Annotated in this window: 25 protein-coding genes; 15 read left to right on the plus strand and 10 right to left on the minus strand. The window is 64.0% G+C overall.

The features are described from left to right. The 6 genes from Q0K09_RS07260 to Q0K09_RS07285 form a co-directional block, all read right to left on the minus strand. On the minus strand, positions 1–234 hold a 234-nt coding region (locus Q0K09_RS07260; protein ID WP_294474788.1), incomplete at its 3' end, for a metal-sensing transcriptional repressor. A gap of 205 nt (positions 235–439) precedes the next feature. Beyond that, a complete protein-coding gene (locus tag Q0K09_RS07265; RefSeq protein WP_294474789.1) occupies positions 440–652 on the minus strand; it encodes a DUF378 domain-containing protein in 213 nt (70 codons plus the stop codon). A 70-nt stretch (positions 653–722) separates the two neighbouring features. Next, positions 723–1,118, minus strand: coding sequence for a cytidine deaminase (gene cdd / locus Q0K09_RS07270; RefSeq protein ID WP_294474790.1), 396 nt, complete (start codon positions 1,116–1,118; stop codon positions 723–725). 15 nt (positions 1,119–1,133) lie between these two features. Beyond that, the gene (locus Q0K09_RS07275) at positions 1,134–1,997 is read right to left on the minus strand and encodes a rhomboid family intramembrane serine protease (RefSeq protein WP_294474792.1); all 864 of its coding nucleotides are present in this window, start codon (positions 1,995–1,997) and stop codon (positions 1,134–1,136) included. Between the two features lie 162 nt (positions 1,998–2,159). Continuing rightward, entirely contained in the window at positions 2,160–3,437 is a 1,278-nt protein-coding gene (locus Q0K09_RS07280; RefSeq protein WP_294474794.1) for an adenylosuccinate synthase, read from the minus strand. A 90-nt stretch (positions 3,438–3,527) separates the two neighbouring features. Further along, entirely contained in the window at positions 3,528–4,181 is a 654-nt protein-coding gene (locus Q0K09_RS07285) for a DUF3298 domain-containing protein (protein ID WP_294474796.1), read from the minus strand. Between the two features lie 160 nt (positions 4,182–4,341). Between Q0K09_RS07285 and Q0K09_RS07290 the strand changes: the two genes are divergently transcribed. From Q0K09_RS07290 to Q0K09_RS07330, 9 genes are all read left to right on the plus strand, one after another. Further along, positions 4,342–4,653, plus strand: coding sequence for a YerC/YecD family TrpR-related protein (locus Q0K09_RS07290; RefSeq protein WP_294474797.1), 312 nt, complete (start codon positions 4,342–4,344; stop codon positions 4,651–4,653). After that, entirely contained in the window at positions 4,650–5,399 is a 750-nt protein-coding gene (locus Q0K09_RS07295; RefSeq protein ID WP_294474800.1) for a class I SAM-dependent methyltransferase, read from the plus strand. The genes Q0K09_RS07290 and Q0K09_RS07295 overlap by 4 nt, the downstream gene beginning before the upstream one ends. A 290-nt stretch (positions 5,400–5,689) precedes the next feature. Beyond that, complete coding sequence (locus Q0K09_RS07300; protein WP_294474801.1) at positions 5,690–6,163, plus strand: hypothetical protein; 474 nt, start codon at positions 5,690–5,692, stop codon at positions 6,161–6,163. 107 nt (positions 6,164–6,270) lie between these two features. Then, positions 6,271–6,654, plus strand: a complete 384-nt coding sequence (locus Q0K09_RS07305; protein WP_294474802.1) for a hypothetical protein — start codon at positions 6,271–6,273, stop codon at positions 6,652–6,654. 7 nt (positions 6,655–6,661) lie between these two features. Continuing rightward, positions 6,662–7,153, plus strand: coding sequence for a hypothetical protein (locus Q0K09_RS07310; RefSeq protein ID WP_294474804.1), 492 nt, complete (start codon positions 6,662–6,664; stop codon positions 7,151–7,153). A gap of 153 nt (positions 7,154–7,306) precedes the next feature. Next, positions 7,307–8,314, plus strand: coding sequence for a tryptophan--tRNA ligase (gene trpS, locus Q0K09_RS07315; RefSeq protein WP_294474806.1), 1,008 nt, complete (start codon positions 7,307–7,309; stop codon positions 8,312–8,314). Positions 8,315–8,409: 95 nt separating this feature from the next. Continuing rightward, a complete protein-coding gene (locus Q0K09_RS07320) occupies positions 8,410–9,504 on the plus strand; it encodes an MraY family glycosyltransferase (RefSeq protein ID WP_294474808.1) in 1,095 nt (364 codons plus the stop codon). After that, positions 9,501–10,649, plus strand: coding sequence for a UDP-N-acetylglucosamine 2-epimerase (non-hydrolyzing) (gene wecB / locus Q0K09_RS07325; protein WP_294474810.1), 1,149 nt, complete (start codon positions 9,501–9,503; stop codon positions 10,647–10,649). The genes Q0K09_RS07320 and wecB overlap by 4 nt, the downstream gene beginning before the upstream one ends. A 223-nt stretch (positions 10,650–10,872) precedes the next feature. Then, positions 10,873–11,670, plus strand: coding sequence for a hypothetical protein (locus tag Q0K09_RS07330; RefSeq protein WP_294474811.1), 798 nt, complete (start codon positions 10,873–10,875; stop codon positions 11,668–11,670). An 18-nt stretch (positions 11,671–11,688) separates the two neighbouring features. Here the strand turns inward: Q0K09_RS07330 and Q0K09_RS07335 are convergent, their stop codons facing one another. The 3 genes from Q0K09_RS07335 to Q0K09_RS07345 are packed head-to-tail and all read right to left on the minus strand — an operon-like array spanning position 11,689 to position 12,820. Continuing rightward, the gene (locus Q0K09_RS07335) at positions 11,689–12,045 is read right to left on the minus strand and encodes a hypothetical protein (RefSeq protein ID WP_294474813.1); all 357 of its coding nucleotides are present in this window, start codon (positions 12,043–12,045) and stop codon (positions 11,689–11,691) included. Beyond that, positions 12,038–12,517, minus strand: coding sequence for a hypothetical protein (locus Q0K09_RS07340; protein WP_294474817.1), 480 nt, complete (start codon positions 12,515–12,517; stop codon positions 12,038–12,040). The genes Q0K09_RS07335 and Q0K09_RS07340 overlap by 8 nt, the downstream gene beginning before the upstream one ends. Positions 12,518–12,544: 27 nt before the next feature. After that, positions 12,545–12,820, minus strand: coding sequence for a hypothetical protein (locus tag Q0K09_RS07345; RefSeq protein WP_294474820.1), 276 nt, complete (start codon positions 12,818–12,820; stop codon positions 12,545–12,547). Between the two features lie 69 nt (positions 12,821–12,889). On the opposite strand from Q0K09_RS07345, the gene Q0K09_RS07350 reads away from it, so the two are divergent. From Q0K09_RS07350 to arcC, 6 genes are all read left to right on the plus strand, one after another. After that, positions 12,890–13,369: a metallophosphoesterase gene (locus Q0K09_RS07350; protein WP_294474821.1), complete on the plus strand. Its 480-nt coding sequence runs from the start codon at positions 12,890–12,892 to the stop codon at positions 13,367–13,369. 17 nt (positions 13,370–13,386) lie between these two features. After that, entirely contained in the window at positions 13,387–14,163 is a 777-nt protein-coding gene (locus Q0K09_RS07355; protein ID WP_294474824.1) for a type III pantothenate kinase, read from the plus strand. Between the two features lie 144 nt (positions 14,164–14,307). Next, positions 14,308–14,571 carry a thioredoxin gene (locus tag Q0K09_RS07360; protein WP_294474826.1) on the plus strand — a complete coding sequence of 88 codons (264 nt, stop codon included), beginning with the start codon at positions 14,308–14,310 and terminating at the stop codon, positions 14,569–14,571. A gap of 289 nt (positions 14,572–14,860) precedes the next feature. After that, positions 14,861–15,778: a hemerythrin domain-containing protein gene (locus tag Q0K09_RS07365; RefSeq protein WP_294474829.1), complete on the plus strand. Its 918-nt coding sequence runs from the start codon at positions 14,861–14,863 to the stop codon at positions 15,776–15,778. 134 nt (positions 15,779–15,912) lie between these two features. After that, entirely contained in the window at positions 15,913–17,073 is a 1,161-nt protein-coding gene (gene ygeW, locus Q0K09_RS07370; RefSeq protein ID WP_294474831.1) for a knotted carbamoyltransferase YgeW, read from the plus strand. Between the two features lie 198 nt (positions 17,074–17,271). Continuing rightward, positions 17,272–18,207, plus strand: coding sequence for a carbamate kinase (gene arcC, locus Q0K09_RS07375; RefSeq protein ID WP_294474834.1), 936 nt, complete (start codon positions 17,272–17,274; stop codon positions 18,205–18,207). A gap of 156 nt (positions 18,208–18,363) precedes the next feature. Here arcC and Q0K09_RS07380 read toward each other — a convergent pair. After that, positions 18,364–18,544 (minus strand): type IIL restriction-modification enzyme MmeI (locus Q0K09_RS07380; RefSeq protein ID WP_365931773.1); only part of this gene is annotated, 181 nt, incomplete at its 5' end.

Below are 18,544 nucleotides of genomic sequence, written 5' to 3' on the forward strand. Positions count from 1 at the left end.
CAGCTCGTCGATCTTCTCCTCCCGCTCTTCCTGGGTCTGGGCGGTGTTGACGCAGTGCTTGAGGTGGGCGGTGAGGATCTCCTTGTTGGCCCGGTTGAGCATGGCCTCCGTGGCCATGACCTGGGTGGAGATGTCGATGCAATAGCGGTCCTCCTCCACCATCTTGATGATGCCGTCCATCTGGCCCCGGGCCGTCTTGAGCAGGCGCAGGACGGTCTTCTGATCTGCCATCATAGGCGCTCCCTCCCATGGAATCAGGCTGAAATAACACCCCCCGGGGGAGGGGTATACTTATCATACCCCCCGGGGGTGTTCCTGTCAAGTCCTTTTTTCCGCCCGGCAGAAAAAACCGCCGCGCTGTGTCTTGTACAGCACAGCGCGGCGGTCAGGCCCGGGGCCTGCGTGAAACAGCGCGAGGCGTTTCAAACAAGCCCTCTGATCAGGTCCGCTCCCTTGCGGCGGAGGTGTCGCGGAACAGGAGCGAGATACACCACACGGCGGCCAGACCCACCAGGGTATAGACCACCCGGCTGACGGTGCTGGCGGACCCGCCGAACAGGAAGGCCACCAGATCGAAGCCAAAGATACCGATGCTGCCCCAGTTGATGCCGCCGATGATGGCCAGGATCAGGGCAATCTTGTCGATGAGCACGGAAAAAACCTCCTCACTTTGGGTGTCCCGCGGTTAGGATAACCCAAAGGAGGAGGCTTTATGCAGCCGGTTACAGCAGGGCTTTGGGCCCGAAGCCGTGGGCCAGCAGCTCCCGCAGAGGGAGCTTCACATAGTCCCCGCCCTTTTTGGCGATGAGACACTCCAAATCCGGCGCGAACTCAAAGAGCACCTGGCGGCAGGCGCCGCAGGGCCAGCAGTAGTCCTCGGAATTTCCGGCAATAGCGATGCGGACGAAGTCATCCCGGTGCCCTTCGCTCACCGCCTTCACCACGGCGGTGCGCTCGGCGCAGATGGCGGAGCCGTAGGCGGCATTTTCCACGTTGCAGCCGGTAAAGACGGCGCCGCCGGCGCACTCCAGGGCCGCCCCCACCGGGAATTTGGAGTAGGGGGCATAGGAGTAGGCCAGCATGGCGACGGCCTTGTCCACCAGTTCCCGCTCGGTCATGGGACCCTCCCCTTTCTATTGGATGTGTACATGGTTGTTGATGTGGTTCATGCAGTAGCAGTAGTAGCCGTTGCACTTGGAGCAGTAGCGGAACTCCATGTTGGGGTCGTCGGCGTCGGTGATGCCGCAGACGGCGCACTTGTGGAGGTAGCCCTTCTCCTTCTTCACGTCCCGGGTGGCCTTTTTGAAGTTGATGGTCTGCCGGGAGGTCTGATGCTTCACCCGGAAGATCAAGGGGGAGAGGTAGGACCAGAAGAAGAGGACATAGTTCACCAGGGAGGCCAGGATGGGGGGCAGGCGCATAGGGAGAATCAGGGGCAGCATCGCAGTGGGGGTGCCGATGATCTCCCAGGCCATGAGGAAGACGTACAGCAGGGCCAGCCACTTGGCCTTGATGGGGATGATGAAGTAAAACCGCATGGGGATGTCCGGGTAGAGGGTGGCGAAGGCCAGGAAGAGGGAGAGGTTCACATAGTACATGGAGGCCATGGGGAGCCCTCCCAGGCCGCTGAGGAAGTAGGACACGAAGCCGAACACAATATTCAGCAGGATGCCGCAGAGGTAAAAGAGGGTAAATTTGGCCGTTCCCCATTCCCGCTCCATGAAGGGCCCCAAAAAGGCGTAGAAAAACATGGAGAGGATGAACCAGATGAGCTGGTAGGTGGTGGGCACAAAGATAAAGGTCACCAGCCGCCAGATTTCTCCCTGTAGGATCAGCCCCGGATAGAAATTCAGCAGAAGGGAAAAGGTGCCGCTGCTGAACTGGTCCAGCAGGAAGACCAGGACGTTGCCGGCGATGATGAAGTACATCAGGTTGGGGATGCCAAACTTGGGATGACGGTACGCAAACCGGTCCAGCCAGGAGTCGATGGAGCGCACTGCGGTCCCTCCTTCTCTCAATTTGGTGGAATTCGATTGCAGCGTTGGATGCGGCAGATTTTATTTTACCCGCTTTGTTTGGGAAAGTCTATAAGAATTTGTAAACAAAACCGCCGCGCCTCCCCCGGCAGCGGACCGGACGGGGCGCGGCGGCGCACCGCCTCAGCGGCGGCGGGCGATCTCATGCCGGCCCGGACCGGTGGAGACCAGGGTGATGGGCACGCCCAGCTCCCTCTCCAGGAAGTCCACATAGCCCTTGGCCTGGGCCGGCAGGCGGCTGTAGTCGGTCTCCCCCCGGATGTCGCACTTCCAGCCCGGCAGGGTGGTATAGACCTGCTTGGCCCGCTCCAGCAGGGGGGTCACCGGGAAGTCCCGGGTCACCTTGCCGTCGATCTCATAGCCGGTGCAGACCGGAATCTCATCCAGATACCCCAGGCAGTCGATGGCAGTGAGCACCGCCTCGGTGGCCCCCTGGACCCGGCAGCCGTACCGGGTGGCCACGGCGTCGAACCAGCCCACCCGGCGGGGGCGTCCGGTGGTGGCGCCGTACTCCCCGGCGTCGCCCCCCCGGCGGCGGAGCTCCTCCGCCTCCTCCCCGAAGAGCTCGGAGACAAAGGCCCCGGCCCCCACGGCGCTGGAGTAGGCCTTGGTGACGGCCACAATACTCTGGATGTCCTGGGGGGCCACCCCCACCCCCATGCAGCCGAAGCCAGCCAGGGTATGGGAGGAGGTGGTGAAGGGGTAGATGCCAAAGTCCGGGTCCTTCATGGAGCCCAGCTGGGCCTCCAGCAGGACCTCCTTACCCTGGGCCATGGCCTCCTTGACAAAGGCCATGGCGTCCCCCACATGGGGGGCGATCCGGTCCCGGTAGCTCACAAGCTCCTCCAGAAGGGCCTTGGGGTCCAGCTTGGGCTTGTGGTAGAGGTGCTCAAAGAGCACATTTTTGATCTCACAGACCGCCTCCAGCCGCTCCAGGAGCCGCTTTTCGTCAAAGAGCTCGCAGACCTGAATGCCGTGCTTGGCGTACTTGTCGGAGTAGAAGGGGGCGATGCCCGACTTGGTGGAGCCAAAGGCGTGGCCCCCCAGCCGCTCCTCCTCGTACTGGTCCTGGAGGACGTGGTAGGGCATGAGCACCTGGGTGCGCTCCGAGATGAGGATGCGGGGCTCCGGCACACCGCCGGCGCGCAGGTGCTCCAGCTCCTCCAGGAACTTGGGGATGTTCAGGGCCACCCCGTTGCCGATGATGTTGGTGATATGGGGGAAAAACACCCCGGAGGGAAGCTGGTGCAGGGCGAACTTCCCGTAATCGCAGAGGATGGTGTGTCCGGCGTTGGCCCCGCCCTGGAAGCGGACCACCACATCGGACTGCTCGGCGAACATGTCGGTGATCTTGCCCTTGCCCTCGTCACCCCAGTTGGCGCCCACGATCGCTTTGACCATCTTGATTCCTCCCGTGTTTTCAACGTTCCAAGAACTGAGGTATTATATCCCATCCCGCAGGGAGATGCAAGCAAGAATTTTGGGGGCTTTTCAGGCCCCATCCGGCGGGGCGGCCTCCCCCTCCGCAAGGGAGAACACCGGCAGGCCCTCGGCGGGGGCGCCCAGAGCGTACATGGGGTAAAAGAGGACGGGGCCCTCCTCCGTGAGGTAGAAGCGCCGGGGGGAGAACTGGGCGGCAACCCGCTCCGCCGCGTCTGGATAGAGGAGGGATTCCCCGCCCTCCAGCCGCTCCCAGACCTGCCGCCGGACCATCTCCAGGACCCACCGCCGCCAGTTCTTCCGGCTGGGGAGCACCTCCGGCAGGGCCACGGGGGTCCCGCACCGCACCCGCCAGGTTCCGGAGGAACGGACGGTGAGGGGGCGGCTCCGGCCCCGGGCCTCGGTAACATCCACATAGAGGCTGGTATATCTTCCGCCGGTCCAGGTAACCCGGTGGGTGAGGGCCCCACGCCAGGGCTGGAAGGGCCGGGATCCAGCCCGGGCCTCCTCCAGGGCGGCGCAGGCCCGGGGGTAGAGCAGCGCACTCCAGCGCACCCGCCAGAGCTCCCCCAGCCGCCGGTAATACCGGGCCAGCCGCACCGCGCCGGGCCCCGACCCCTCCGGCTCCGGCAGGACCATGGAGAGCTCCAGCACCGGCTCCCCCTCCCGTTCCAGGGTCTGGCTCCACATGATCTCCTTCCACATCAGGACCACCTCCCTTTCAGTCTATGCCCCCGGCAGGGGGGCGTGAAACCCGCCAAAATGTCCTTTACTTTCATACTTCACCGTAGTAAAATAGGGGCGGCGGCCGCCCCGCCGGGCCGGAGCCCGAAGGAGGGCCGCAGAAAGAGGTGTCACCCCCACTATGACAAAAAAGGCCGGAAAGGAACCCAGCGATCTGCTCTACGAGAGCATCCTGAGCCTGAAGGACCTGGAGGAGTGCAAGGAGTTCTTCCAGGACCTGTGCACCGTGGCCGAGCTGCGGGCCATGGAGCAGCGCTTTGAAGTGGCCCTTCTCCTCAGCGACGGGATGATCTACAACGACATTCTCGAGCGCACCGGGGCCAGCAGCGCCACCATCAGCCGGGTCAACCGGGCCCTGCACTACGGGGCCAACGGCTACCAGCGGGTCCTGCCCCGGGTCAAGGCGCTGCGCCGGCAGGAGGACGGGACATGAGCAGCTACGAGGCCCTGGCCGCCCGCTACGACGCCCTCACCGCCGACGTAGACCACGCGGCCTGGGCGGACTATCTGGAAAAGCACTTTGCCCGGTGCGGCCAGCCGGTACACACGGTACTGGACCTGGCCTGCGGCACCGGGACCATGACCTGCCTCCTGGCGGAGCGGGGCTATGAGACCATTGGGGTGGACCGCTCGGCGGACATGCTGGCGGTGGCCGCCGAGAAGGGCCGGCAGGTCTCCGGCATTCCCCCCCTCTTCCTCCAGCAGTCCATGGAGGAGCTGGATCTCTACGGGACGGTGGACGCCTGTGTCTGCTGCCTGGACAGCGTGAACTATGTTACCCGCCCGGCGGACCTCCTGCGGGCCTTCCGGCGGGTCTGGCTGTTTCTGGCCACCGGGGGCCTCTTCGTCTTTGACGTCAACACCCCGGAGAAGCTTCAGGGCCTGAACGGTGGCGTCTTCCTGGACGAGAATGCGGACACCTACTGCGTCTGGCGGGCCAGCTACGCCCGCCGGAGCCGCATCTGTACCTACGGCATGGACCTCTTTTTTCGGACGGAAAATGGTCTCTGGCGCCGGGAGGAGGAGGTCCACCAGGAGCGGGCCTACACGCTGGAGGAGCTCACCGGCCTCCTGGAGGAGGCAGGCTTTGACGGCATCCGGCAGTACGGGGAGCTGCGGCTGCGCCCTCCCAGGCCGGGGGAGCCCCGCGTCTTTTTTACCGCCCGGAAGCCGGCGTGAGGACACCCCCCGCGCCGCGTATCGTGCCCCCCCGGCGGGGGTGTGGGCCTCGGCCGGCGGAAACGAGGAACATCGTGTGCTGCATAAAAGGAGCTGTCGGTTACGGCCCCGTGGATGCCCAAAAACCTGGAAAGCAATGTGTATTCCAATCTGCTGGAAGGGGATATTGGGGCGGCGGGGCTTTCCCAGTCCATCCGAATTTCCTATGACCCAAGGCTTAGGGCTTGTTTGAAACATGTCAACATGCCCAACCTGCGGGTCTTTTGTCCCCTGGACGGCGCAATTTTTCCTTGAAATCCGCCAGGATTCCTGCGAAAAAATTGCTTGCCAGCGGCCCAAAATCCCTCGCTGCTGGACACATCGCCAATTTTCAAACAAGCCCTAATGTGGAATATGTCCAAAATTCCATTCGCTATCTGAACAACAATCTCCCGCAAATCAGGGCGCTGCTGGCGCCGTCCATCCTCAAATTTTGCAAACGGCAGATGGCGGATGATCCCTACGTTGACTGCCCCGACGGCATGGAGCGGATAGCCCTCTCCTCTGTCTGGGATTTTGTAGCCATAGAAGCGCTTCATATTGACTTTTGCGAACCAAATGTAAGGGAGATCAAAGTTTTGAACTTATATAGAAGCTGTAACTGGGAATTTGATGATGGCCTGCAATGGCTGATCCGAAATGGGGAAGTCCTCTATTCCGGTCCATGGAATCACTACCATGTCTGGCAGTCAGCCGAACAGCTGGACTGCGGAAATTACAAATAAGCGTCCCATAGGCGCACAGGAAAGGACTGCCCGCCGTTTGCAGGGCAGGCGCGGCTCGGCGTAACCCAGCGATTCTGACGCGGCGGAAATCCAGAGAGGAGTATACGATGGATGCTCAATTTCCACATAATCGGTTCAACTTCTCCAATCTGATGGAACATCTGCAAAAGGAAGTGCGGATGCCGGACCTTGTGACCGACGATGCAACCGGTATAGAATTTTATGGTGTAGATACCATTTCCAAGGAGGTATTTCTCCGCCTCCTGGAGGATTTTCCCCTGCTGGATACCCTCGCCCAAAACCGATTCAGACTAGACTATGAAGCCCAGACTCGGCTGGATGTCACATATTTTCAATTTGAACCGTCCTGGGTGGAAATCACGCCCGGCCATGTGGTGGTTGGATATGTGGGCATTTCTGTCAACACGGATTTTCCGTTGACCTTTTCCAGGGTCGATCAGAAGTGGGTTCTGATGGATTCGGGGAGGTAACGGACACATGCGTGATTTTCGGTTCCTGGTGTCGGCTGACGACCTGATGGACAGCCCCGATTTTGAAGGGCTGTGCCGGCTGCTTGGTTTGCAAATCCCATCCGCGTGGCTGGAAACGGAATATGAGGCCATCCCCCGGGGGCAAGGGGACGCCTACCTATTTTCCTCCCCTGAGGGCTGTCTGTTTTTGGACCTCTTTCGGGACCCCACCGACCAGAATGAAATGATTCTGGTGGGGGTTCGCTGTAAAGATGCGTGCGCGGCCCCGGTAAAAGCCACAGTGGAATCCATCTATGCCCAGGCCCCGGTGAAGAGCGCCCAGATGGAGGAAGAGACCGGCCTTCTGGACCCCCTCCTCGCTCCCGGCCGCTACCCCCTGGAACGAGCCGCCATTACCCTCACAGATGGAAAGAAAGCATATTATTTTTTACAGAATTTGAAACAATTTTTTTCTGAGGGCGGAGGCCCCGTATCCTTCTTTGGGACAAGGGCGCCCTGATCTGCATGGCCGTCCCCTGTCCCCTTGGGTACAGGGGGCGTTTTTTCCGGTTCTGTGTCTGGCTTCCAGACCACCCTTGCGAATGGCCCACAGATGTGGTATGATGAAGCCGTATATCGTGCTTTGACCACAACGCTGCAAGAGGTGTTTGATTTGGAAAACGAAACGCAGAAAAAAGTGATGCTCTCCGGCATTCAGCCCAGCGGAGAACTGCATCTGGGCAACTATCTGGGCCCTCTCCAGCACTGGCCCGCCATGATCGAGGCGTACGACTGCTACTTCTTCCTGGCCGACCTCCACACCATCACGGTGCGGCAGGACCCCGCCGTCCTCCGCCGCCGGACCCTGAACCTGCTGGCCAGCTACATCGCCTGCGGCCTGGACCCGGAAAAGTGCGTCCTCTTCGTCCAGTCCCATGTGCCCGCCCACAGCCAGCTGGCCTGGGTGCTGGACTGCTACACCATGTTCGGGGAGCTCTCCCGCATGACCCAGTTTAAGGACAAGTCGGCCCGGAACGCCGACAACATCAACGCCGGCCTCTTCACCTACCCCGCCCTGATGGCCGCCGACATCCTGCTCTATCAGGCCGACTTCGTGCCCGTGGGCGAGGACCAGAAGCAGCATGTGGAGATCTGCCGGGATGTGGCCAGCCGCTTCAATAACATCTACGGCGAGATCTTTAAGCTGCCGGAGCCCTACATCGCCAAGGTGGGGGCCCGGATCATGAGTCTCAGCGCCCCTGAGAGCAAGATGTCCAAATCCATGCCCGAGGGCTGCGTCTTCCTGCTGGAGAAGCCGGAGGACATCCTCCGCAAGTTCAAGCGGGCCGTCACCGACAGCGACAACGAGCGCTGCGTCCGCTACGCCCCCAGGGAAAAGCCCGGCGTGTCCAACCTCATCCAGATCTACGCCGCCGCCACCGGGAATACCTACGAGGATGTAGAGCGGGAGTTCGACGGCAAGGGCTACGGCGTCTTCAAGCCGGCGGTGGGAGAGGCCGTGGTGGAGATCCTCCGGCCCATCCGGGAGGAGACCGAGCGGCTGCTGGCCGACAAGGCCTATCTGGAGTCGGTCTACCGCGCCGGCGCGGAGCGGGCCGCCGCTGTGGCCAACAAGACCCTCCGCAAGGTCTATAAGAAGGTGGGCTTTCTCGCCCCCTGAGCGGCGTCCCCCTCCCCTTGAGACCAGGCCCTGCCTGCCCAGCCGTGTCCGCCGGACCGCTGGCGGCAGGGCCAAAAGGAGCATGGTTACCGACTATGAACAGTGATCTGCAGACCATCGGCTGGGTGGCGGCCGCCCTGGTTACCGCCATGGTGGTGGCCCTCATTACCACACCGGTGGTGAAGTCTCTGGCCTTCCGGGTGGGAGCGGTGGACGTTCCCAAGGACAACCGGCGTATGCACAACCACCCCATCCCCCGCATGGGCGGGCTGGCCATCTTCTTCGGCTTCCTGCTCAGCGTTCTGATCTATGTGGAGATCACCCCCCAGCTGGCCGGGATGCTGCTGGGGGGCGTCATCATCGTGGTGCTGGGCATCTTTGACGATATCTACGCCCTGGGACCCAGGTTCAAGCTGGCGGTCCAAATTGCGGCGGCCCTGGTGGCCGTCCTGTCCGGGAATGTCATCGAGGTCCTCTCCAACCCCAACATCTTCTCCAGCCACCTCTGGTGGGAGCTGGGCTGGCTGTCCTATCCGGTCACCGCCATCTGGATTGTGGCCATCACCAACGCCGTCAACCTCATCGACGGCCTGGACGGCCTTGCCTGCGGCGTGTCCACCATCAGCTCCCTGACCATGCTGGTCATCTCCCTGGCGGTGGCCGACGGGCCGGTGGCCGTGGTCATGGCCGCCCTGGCGGGGGGCTGCATCGGCTTTCTGCCCTACAACCTGAATCCGGCCAAGATTTTCATGGGGGACACCGGCTCCACCTTTTTGGGCTTTATCCTGGCTGTGATGTCCATTCAGGGCCTCTTTAAGTTCTACACCATCATCTCCTTCGCCGTGCCCTTCTTGATGCTGGGCCTGCCCATCTTCGACACCTGCTTTGCCTTCATCCGGCGCATCGCCAATGGCCAGAGCCCCATGCACCCGGACCGCAGCCATGTCCACCACCGGCTCATCGACATGGGCTTCAACCAGAAACAGGCAGTGGCGGTGCTCTATATCATCAGCGCTATTCTGGGCTTGTGCGCCGTGGTGCTCACCACCAGCGGCGAGCTGAAGGCCATGCTGCTCCTGCTGGCCCTGTGCGCTGCGGGAGCGGTGTCCGCACGGCTCTTTTTGGGGAACAACGAGAAGAAAAAGCAAGGGGGGGACGCCTCCCAAAAGAAGGAGGCGAAGGACCCGTGAAGCGGCTGCGCGTCATGACCATCTTCGGCACCCGGCCCGAGGCCGTCAAGATGGCCCCTCTGGTGGCGGAGCTCTCCCGCCGCCCAGGGATAGAGAGTCTGTGCTGCGTCACGGCCCAGCACCGGGAGATGCTGGACGCCGTCCTGCGGATCTTCCGGCTCCGGCCGGACTACGACCTGGACGTTATGGAGCCCCGGCAGACCCTGTCCACCATCACCAGCAAGTGCCTCATGGGGGTGGAGGAGGTCCTTCAGGAGGCCCGGCCCGACCTGGTGCTGGTCCACGGGGACACCTCCACCACCTTCTCCGCCGCACTGGCGGCCTTTTACCAGCAGGTGAAGGTGGGCCATGTGGAGGCCGGCCTGCGGACCTATGACAAGTACTCCCCCTTCCCGGAGGAGATAAACCGCACTTTGGTGGGGGATCTCGCGGACCTCCACTTCTGCCCCACCCCCGCCAACCGGGACAACCTGGCCCGGGAGGGGATCACCCAGGGGGTGTTCCTCACCGGGAACACAGTCATCGACGCCATGGCCGCCACGGTGCGGGAGGACTTTTGCTTCTCCACCCCCCTGCTCAACCAGCTGGACTACCGGAACCGGCGGGTGATCCTGGTGACCTGCCACCGGCGGGAGAACTACGGCGCACCCATGGCCCACATCCTGACCGCCCTGGGGCGGCTGGTGGAGAACCACCCGGAGGTGGAGCTGGTCTACCCGGTCCACCTGTCCCCGGTTGTGCGGGAGGCGGCGGCGAAGTATCTCTCGGGCCGCCCCCGGGTCCACCTCATCGAGCCACTGGACGTGGAGGAGATGCACAACCTCATGGCCCGGTGCTGCCTGGTGATGACTGACTCCGGGGGGCTCCAGGAGGAGGCCCCCGCCCTGGGCAAGCCGGTGCTTGTCCTGCGCCGGGAGACCGAACGGCCCGAGGCCGTAGCCGCCGGGACGGTGAAGCTGGCGGGCACCGAGGAAGAGGCAGTCTACCGGCTGGGCGCGGAGCTTCTGGAGGACCAGGCGGCCTACGGCAAAATGGCCCATGCAGTGAATCCCTACGGCGACGGCCACGCCTGCAGGCGTATCGCGGACGCCATCGAGTGGAGCTTCGGACTGCGTGCGGAACCCCCGGAGCCTTTCCAGGCGTGACCGTCGCCGTCCCAAGCGTTTTGCCGCAGGCAAAACCTTGCTGCCGGGGCAATTCACTTGCCACGGCAGGCGCAAATCACAGGGGCCCCTGCGGGGCGCAGTCCCGCGGGGCGACGGCCACGCCTGCAGGCGTATCGCGGACGCCATCGAGTGGAGCTTCGGACTGCGTGCGGAACCCCCGGAGCCCTAGGATCGCCCCGGATGAAGAGGGGGAGGTGTGGGTATGGAGCGAAAAAATAAGCTGGTCCTCTTTCTGCTGATGATCCTGGTGATGGGCGTGGCCATGTTCTCCGGCTTTGGCCTGATCCTCTTCAGCGGGACGGAGGCGGAGATCGTTCTGCCCACCCCCCTGCCCAGCGGCTCCGGCCCCGGCGCCGGCGGGACGGAGGCCAACGGCTGGGTGGCGGACGTACGGGTCACCCCCGAGACGGTGCAGAACGTCATCGCCACCCTGAGCCGGCCGGAAAACTACGCCCGGACGGTGACGGTGGAGATGTCCACCGGAGAAAACCGGACGGGCGCCTATACCGCCAGCGTTCTGGTGGACGGGGCCTGGACCAGCGTGTGGCTGGACCACGAGGCCTACCGATCCACGGGCCAGCAGCGGACCATTTTGTACTGCGACCCGGAGACGGGCGCGGGCACCCTCTACCGCTGGTATGGCGACGGCGGAGAGGTGGCGCGCTGGCCGGTGGAGCGGGGGGCGGACGACCTGGCCCAGCACATCCCCACCTATGAGAACGTGCTGGCCCTGGACCCAGGCGACATCGTAGACGCCGGCTTTGTGGTCCGGGAGGGGGTGCCCTGCGTCTATGTGGAGGCCCAGGTGGAGCCCCTGGGCTACCTGGAGCGGTACTGGGTCTCCACGGACGATGGCCTCCTGTCGGCGGCGGAGACCTCCCAGGACGGCGTAGTGGTGATGCGCATGAGCTCCACCTCGGCCGAAGTGCTCCAGACCGCCGGCGAGGAGCGTTTCACCCTGCCCGACGGGACGGTCCTCCACCAGCAGGAGGCGCCGTGAGGCGCGTCCCATTTCTGCTTACGGTTCCTTTTCCGATTTCCCGCCCAGACCCAGGAGCAGCAGGAGCCCCAGGGTGATCATCAGCTCCAGGTCATCCCCGTCTACAAAGAGGAAGAGGACAATCAGAAGGAGCAGGATGTCCCCGGTGTCCAGATCGTCCAGCTTGAAGCTCCGCAGCAGGCCGGAGAACCAGGAGGACTTTTTCCCCTCTCCGGGCGGTGCGCCCTGAGGCGGGGGCCGGCGGTCCCGGCCCCCGGGAGGCCGCTGACCCGGGCCCCGGCCTTCGCTGTGGGTCTGCCCCCCCTGGGCGGGGGGCGCGTCCTCCTCCACAACGCGGGTATAGGCGGTCCCATTGGGGATATAGCGGTTATACATGCTCCTGACCGCCCCCTTCCTTGAACAGTGTAAAGGCCACCCGGATGACCCGGGAGAGCCTGGCGATCTGAATGGCCCGGTCCAGCTTGGCGTAGCGCTCCTCCTTGACGAAGGGGCGCAGGGCCGCCAGCAGGGCCACCCGGCGGTCATCCCCACCCCCCAGCTCCGAGAGCAGGCGCATCCCCGCCTGGAGGAGCTTGGGGTCCAGGCTCCCCAGGGCGGAGAGGGGGTTCTCCCCCCCGGCCAGACCCCCCAGCAGGCCGGAGAGCCCCGAGAGGTCCGGCGCCGCCGGGTGCGCCTCCTGGGCCGGGGTCCCATCCGGCGGCGGGGGCGGCCCCTCCTGGGGAGGCGGCTCCCCGGAGGGCTCCGCCCCCTGCCCGCCGCCCAGGGACTGGGCGAGGGACAGGATCTGACCCATGGCCTGGGGATCGCCCAGAATGGCGTTAAGTTTTTCAGAAAAATCGTCTGCCATGGGCCCCTCCTTTCCCCCTCTGACGGGTCAGCTCTTGGGGGCTGAGCGGTTGAGGCGCTCCACGACCTTGGCGCCCTCCGGGTCCTGCATCAGCTGGCTGAGCAGGCCCTGGAGCTGGGAGGCGTCCCCCTTCATGGCGGCCTCCGCTGCGGCTTGGAGACCCCCCTTGCGCTGGAGCATCTCCATCAGGGCCTTGGCGTCCGGGGACTGGGTCAGGCGCTCCACCGCCGCCTTGTCCTTGAGGAGCCGGGCCGCCTGGGGGCTGCGGAAAATCCCGCCGCTGGGCTGCTGCGCTGCCATCATGGCATCCCTCCATCATTCTATGATTGCGCACACGCCATTATATGTCCAAAGGAAAGGAAGGTGACCGGGGTGAGGATTGCGGTTTTTTCCGACACCCACGGGGATGTAGACCATATGGAGCGGGTGGTCCGCCGGGAGCGGCCGGACCTGGTCCTCCACCTGGGAGACCTGTGCCGGGACTTCGAGGCGCTCCAGGCCAGGATGCCCCGGCAGACCATGCAGAACGTCTGCGGCAACTGCGACGGCTTCTCCCTGACGCCGGACCAGCGGGTCCTCCAGGCAGAGGGCAGGCGCATCCTCATGACCCACGGCCACCGCTATCATGTGAAGGAGACCCTCTACCGGGCCCAGCTGGCCGCCCGGGAGGCCCAGGCGGACATCCTGGTCTTCGGCCATACCCACATCCCCCTCTGTCAGGAGGTGGACGGCCTGTGGATGCTGAACCCCGGCTCCTGCCAGGGCCGGCGGGGCACCTACGGGCTTCTGGAGCTCTCCAGCGGCTGGGTGGAGCTCCGCGTCAAGCCGGCGGAGGAGCCCGGCACAACATAAGAAAGGCGGCGATTGACATGCTTTTGGCCATCGACGTGGGCAACACCAACATGGTGTACGGCATCTATGAGGGAGAAACGCTGACCCACAGCTTCCGGATGATGACCGACGCCAACCGCACCTCCGACGAGATCGGACTGCTGGTGTGGGAATACTTTCAGCGCTTCGGCCTGGAGACCGGGGACGTGGAGGACGTCATCATCGCCTCCGTGGTGCCCCAGATTATGCACACCCTCACCAACGCCATTCTGAAATACTGCGGGAAGGCCCCGCTGGTGGTGGATGACCAGGTGGACCCCGGCCTGTCCTACGGCGTGGAGAGCGACGAGCACCTGGGGGCCGACCGCTCCGTGGCCTGCGTGGCCGCCATGGAGAAATACGGCGCGCCCCTGGTGGTGGTGGACTTCGGCACCGCCACCACCGTGGACGCGGTGAGCCGCCATGGGACCTACCTGGGGGGCTGCATCACCGCTGGGGTGGCCATCTCCATCGACGCCCTCTTCCAAAAGGCGGCCATGCTGCCCCGGGTGGAGCTGGCCCGGCCGGACACCGTCCTCAGCGGCACCGCCGTGGGCCAGATTCAGGCCGGGGCGGTGCTGGGGTACATCGGGGCCATGGAGTACCTCATTCGCCAGGCCAAGGCTGAGATGGGGGAGCCCGGCGCCAGGGTGGTGGCCACCGGGGGGCTGGCCCGGATGATTGCGGACAACACGGAGATGATCGACGTGGTGGACAGCCAGCTCATCTTGGACGGCCTGCGGATTCTCTATCAGCGCTGGAAGGGGGAGAACTGACCGCCGGAAGGGGCGGTACCCCGCAGCAAAAGTTTGGTGTTGTGCTTCTTTTGAAAATGTGCTATCATTTGGAAGCACGGCGGCGCTCCGCCCTGGGCGTCCGGCGCGGAGACGCCCCTGTCCCACCCAAGGAGGCACACAACGATGAAGGAAGTTCTACTGTTCAAGCTCACCTACTGTCCCCACTGCATGATGGCGCTCCGCTTCCAGGAGGAGCTCCTGGCGGAGCACCCGGAGTGGCGGGACATTCCGGTGCGGGTCATCGATGAGGCCCAGGAGGCCGCCCTGGCCGACACCTATGACTACTACTATGTCCCCACCTACTATGTGGGCGGGGAAAAGGTCCACGAGGGCCACACCGAGAAGCCCGACGTGGAGCGGGTCTTCCGCCTTGCGGCGGAGGATTAACTCTGTTCTGGATCACAGGGAGGGCTCCGGTCCAAAATGGACCGGAGCCCTCCTTTTTCCCTATCTGGAGGACTGCTTTGATAGCAATTCAGAATTTATAGAATAAAAATTACAATTCGTTGTTATTTTTAGCTGCTGGTCTCTCAACAGAGGGCGTGCGGCCGGATCTCTGCAAAAAAATTTCTTAAAAATTTTTTTCTTTTCACCTTTTTTCCATGTTCTTGTGGTAACATAAGGACAGAAAGGATACACAGAGGCAGAGATGCGTCTGACATGGGAGGATTGTGCAATGATCGAATGGGACGACAGCTATCAAATGGGGATCGAGGCCTTTGACTCGGCGCACCGCCAGCTCTTCAAGGTCTCCGAGCAGATTCTGGAAAAGCTCCGCGCCCGGGGCGAGGAGGGCTCCACCCGCTTATTTTTGGTGCGGGAGGGTCTGAACTACCTAGAGGGATATTTTGCCAATCACGCCGCCCAGGAGGAGGCGTATATGCGCAGCATCCAATTTGAGGGCTACGCCCTACATAAGATGCTCCACGACGACTTCCAGCGCAACCAGATGGCAAAGTACCAGCGGATTGTAGACAGCGGCGCCTGCAGCAAGGAGGACGCCTGGGATTTCATCGGCTCGGGGATCGGGTGGCTTTTGGAGCACATCACCACAGCGGACATGGCCATTGTGGGCAAGGGCTTCCTGTGCAGGCCGGTCCCCCGGCAGGCGGATCTCTCCACCCTGGAGCGGGAGGTCAACCAGCTCCTCACCGCCACCCTGAACATCGAGGCCAACGCCAAGATCGTCAGCACCCAATACGCCGGAGAGTCCATCGGGAAGGCGGTCTGCCAGCGGTTTGTCTACCGCCTGGGCGACCAGGAGAGCACGGTCATCTCCGGCATTGAGCGCTCCTTCCTGCTGGATGTGGCCAGGCGCCTCTACGGCAGCGGTGTGGAGGATGAGATGGACCTGGTGCTCTCCACCCTGGAGACCTTCAGCGCCAGCTTTTGGCTCACCCTGAGCCGGCAGCTGACGGGTATCCAGGAGAAGATCGACATCCGGGAGAGCCGCTTCCTGATGGCTGGGGACCTGCCGGAGGCGCTGCGGCATCTGGACCCCACCTACTCCATCCTCTTCACCTCAGCCAAGGGCAAATTCTTTGTGGCAGCCAATTCCAAAGCCCTGGATCTGCTTCTGGGACAGCCCGACTGACGGACCGGCCGGGAAAGTTTACACTTCTGACATGGTTTCCGGTTTGCCATTCCGTGTGGGGTGTGATATGATGGAGGGAACCATAAGGGCCCTATGCGCCCTTTGAGACACACCAGCAGGAGGTATCCCGGCCCATGAGCCAGTTTGACGAAATTGTAAGAGAACTCAAGACCCTGGATCTCTCCAGGATGTACCAAGGTGATTTCTTCCGCACCTGGGACAAGAGCGACCAGGAGATCGCCGGCGTCTTCGCCGTGGCCGACGCCCTGCGGAACCTGCGGCAGCGGAACCTCTCCGTCCGCATGTTTGACTCCGGCCTGGGGGTCCTCCTCTGCCGGGAGGAGGACCCCCGGAGCCGGTTCCCCTTCGCCTCAGCCTGCAATCTGCTGGGCCTGGAGGTCCAGCGCCTGGCGTTGGACAGGACCAGCTGTGGGGAGTCCCTCTGGGAGACCCTCAACCGGGCCTCCTTCATGGCCGATGTCATCGGCATCCAGGACGACACAGATCCCAACCAGGGTCACGCCTATTTGCAGTCGGCGGCCGGTGCGGTGGAGGAGGGCTTTCAAAACGGAGTGCTGGAGCAGCGCCCCACCCTGGTGAACCTCCATTGCGGCATGGACCATCCCACCCTGGCGCTGGCCGGCGCCCTCCACCTCATTCACCACTTCGGAGGGGTGGAGCAGCTCCGGGGAAAAAAGGTGGCCATGACCTGGTCCTGCGCCCCCGGCGGTGCCTCCCCCAGCCTGCCCCAGGGGGTCATTGGCCTCATGACCCGGTTCGGTATGGACGTGGTGCTCGCCCATCCAGAGGGCTATGAGGTGCTGCCCCAGGTGGAGGAGGCGGCCCGGGCCAACGCCCAGCGCTCCGGCGGCTCCTACCGCCGGGTGGCCTCCATGGACGAGGCCTATGAGGGGGCCGACATTGTCTGTTCCCAGAGCTGGTCCCCCTGCGCCGCCATGGAGCGGCGGGCCGGACTCCAGGGGGACGCCGTCGGCCTCCAGGCCCTGGAGCAGGAGCTGCTGGCCCAGAACGCCCAGCACCGGGACTGGCACTGCACCGGGGAACGCATGGCCCGGACCAAGGCAGGCAAGGCCCTCTGCCTCCCCGCCGGGGGCGTCTGCCAGGCGGGTGAGATGGACGCCCCGGCCGTCGCGCACTGCCGGGCCTCCCTCTGCCAGGCGGCCAGCTGTCAGCCCTACATCATCGCCGCCATGATTTTCCTGACCCAGTGCCAGCGCCCGGTGGAGATGCTCCGGGACCTGGAGAAGCGGGGCCGGGTACGGAAGAAGCGTTAGGGCTTGCTTGAAAATCATCCACATGCCCAACCGGCGGGCCTTTTGTCCGCTGGGCGGCGCAATGCTTCCTTGAAATCCGCCAGGATTCCTGCGAAAAAATTGCTTGCCAGCGGCCCAAACTCCCTCGCCGCTGGGCACATCGCCAATTTTCAAACAAGCCCTAGAACCGGCAAAAGCGCCATGAGGAGGGCGAAGGATATGAAGCCAAAGCGCGTGATTCTGGCCCTTGGGGGCAACACCCTGGGGCATACCCTGCCGGAGCAGCGGCGCTCCGCCCAGGCCCTGGCGGCCTGCCTGGGGGAACTCCTCCAGCCGGCGCACCAGCTGGTGGTGGTCCACGGCACCGGCCCCCAGGTGGGCACGATTCAACAGGCCATGGACGCCCTCAGCCGGGAGGACCCCAGCTGTCCCCCCACCCCCCTGTCCCTCTGCACAGCCATGAGCCAGGGCTGCCTGGGGGCCCTCCTCCAGGAGGCCCTGCTGGGGGCCCTCCGGGGCCGGGGGAGCCTCCGGCCGGTGACCACCCTGCTGACCCAGGTGGAGGTGGACCCGGCGGACCCGGCCTTTGGCCGCCCCAGCAAGCCCATCGGGGCCTTCCTGACCCGGGAGGAGGCCCAGGCCCTGGAGGCCCGGGGGACGGCGGTGATGGAGGATGCCGGCCGGGGCTGGCGCCGGGCAGTCCCCTCCCCCCGGCCCATACGGGTGGTGGAACTGGAGACCATCCGGCTCCTGCTGGAGACCGGCCAGGTGGTCATCGCCGGGGGCGGCGGCGGCATCCCCGTCCGAACCGCCCAGGGGGGCGCCCTCCAGCCGCTGGAGGCAGTGGTGGACAAGGACTTTGTGGCCGGACTCCTGGCCGAGGGCCTGGACGCCGACCTCCTGCTGATCCTCACCGCCGTGGAGAAGGTGGCCATCCACTTCGGAAAGCCCAACCAGCGCTGGCTCACCCACATGACCCTGCCGGTGGCGGAGGAATACATCGCCCAGGGCCAGTTCGCGGAGGGCTCCATGCTTCCCAAGGTCCAGGCCGCTGTCCGCTTCGGCCGGTCCGGGCCGGGGCGGCAGACCCTCATCACCCTGCCCGGAAGGGTGTCCGACGCCCTCCGGGGCCAGACCGGCACCCTCATCGGCTGACGCCTCCCGCCCGGCCCGGCAGGGCGAAGCCGTCCAGACCTGCAAAAAAGTCCCGCCTCCCTTTTCTCCAAGGGAAGCGGGGCTTTTTGTGCGCGGCATTTTCTGCTTGGGGCGCCAGGTATGGATCCGTCTCTGTTCCTGCGTCCAGAGCAAGCGTTACAAATTCTCTGTCAATTTCTGATACATCCGCATGAGCTCCGCCACGCAGGAGGTTTCCGTGGTGGTTTTGACGTCGAAGCCGTAGGCCCGCATGACGGCTTTGTCGTTCTGCTGGTGGGCCTTCCGCAGCTCTGCGGGCATGGTGGTCTCGTCGTACAGATCGGCCAGACTGGAATCC

The organism is uncultured Intestinimonas sp., assembly GCF_944387725.1.
Classification (GTDB): domain Bacteria; phylum Bacillota; class Clostridia; order Oscillospirales; family Oscillospiraceae; genus Intestinimonas.

What these genes read in the sequence shown, in the direction of transcription:
- cdd (WP_294474790.1), bottom strand. Translation starts at nt 1,118, where the DNA reads ATGACCGAGCGGGAACTGGTGGACAAGGCCGTCGCCATGCTGGCCTAC.
- Q0K09_RS07280 (WP_294474794.1), bottom strand. Translation starts at nt 3,437, where the DNA reads ATGGTCAAAGCGATCGTGGGCGCCAACTGGGGTGACGAGGGCAAGGGC.
- Q0K09_RS07285 (WP_294474796.1), bottom strand. Translation starts at nt 4,181, where the DNA reads ATGTGGAAGGAGATCATGTGGAGCCAGACCCTGGAACGGGAGGGGGAG.
- Q0K09_RS07290 (WP_294474797.1), top strand. Translation starts at nt 4,342, where the DNA reads ATGACAAAAAAGGCCGGAAAGGAACCCAGCGATCTGCTCTACGAGAGC.
- Q0K09_RS07295 (WP_294474800.1), top strand. Translation starts at nt 4,650, where the DNA reads ATGAGCAGCTACGAGGCCCTGGCCGCCCGCTACGACGCCCTCACCGCC.
- Q0K09_RS07305 (WP_294474802.1), top strand. Translation starts at nt 6,271, where the DNA reads ATGGATGCTCAATTTCCACATAATCGGTTCAACTTCTCCAATCTGATG.
- Q0K09_RS07310 (WP_294474804.1), top strand. Translation starts at nt 6,662, where the DNA reads ATGCGTGATTTTCGGTTCCTGGTGTCGGCTGACGACCTGATGGACAGC.
- Q0K09_RS07320 (WP_294474808.1), top strand. Translation starts at nt 8,410, where the DNA reads ATGAACAGTGATCTGCAGACCATCGGCTGGGTGGCGGCCGCCCTGGTT.
- Q0K09_RS07330 (WP_294474811.1), top strand. Translation starts at nt 10,873, where the DNA reads ATGGAGCGAAAAAATAAGCTGGTCCTCTTTCTGCTGATGATCCTGGTG.
- Q0K09_RS07335 (WP_294474813.1), bottom strand. Translation starts at nt 12,045, where the DNA reads ATGTATAACCGCTATATCCCCAATGGGACCGCCTATACCCGCGTTGTG.
- Q0K09_RS07340 (WP_294474817.1), bottom strand. Translation starts at nt 12,517, where the DNA reads ATGGCAGACGATTTTTCTGAAAAACTTAACGCCATTCTGGGCGATCCC.
- Q0K09_RS07345 (WP_294474820.1), bottom strand. Translation starts at nt 12,820, where the DNA reads ATGATGGCAGCGCAGCAGCCCAGCGGCGGGATTTTCCGCAGCCCCCAG.
- Q0K09_RS07355 (WP_294474824.1), top strand. Translation starts at nt 13,387, where the DNA reads ATGCTTTTGGCCATCGACGTGGGCAACACCAACATGGTGTACGGCATC.
- Q0K09_RS07360 (WP_294474826.1), top strand. Translation starts at nt 14,308, where the DNA reads ATGAAGGAAGTTCTACTGTTCAAGCTCACCTACTGTCCCCACTGCATG.
- Q0K09_RS07365 (WP_294474829.1), top strand. Translation starts at nt 14,861, where the DNA reads ATGATCGAATGGGACGACAGCTATCAAATGGGGATCGAGGCCTTTGAC.
- ygeW (WP_294474831.1), top strand. Translation starts at nt 15,913, where the DNA reads ATGAGCCAGTTTGACGAAATTGTAAGAGAACTCAAGACCCTGGATCTC.
- arcC (WP_294474834.1), top strand. Translation starts at nt 17,272, where the DNA reads ATGAAGCCAAAGCGCGTGATTCTGGCCCTTGGGGGCAACACCCTGGGG.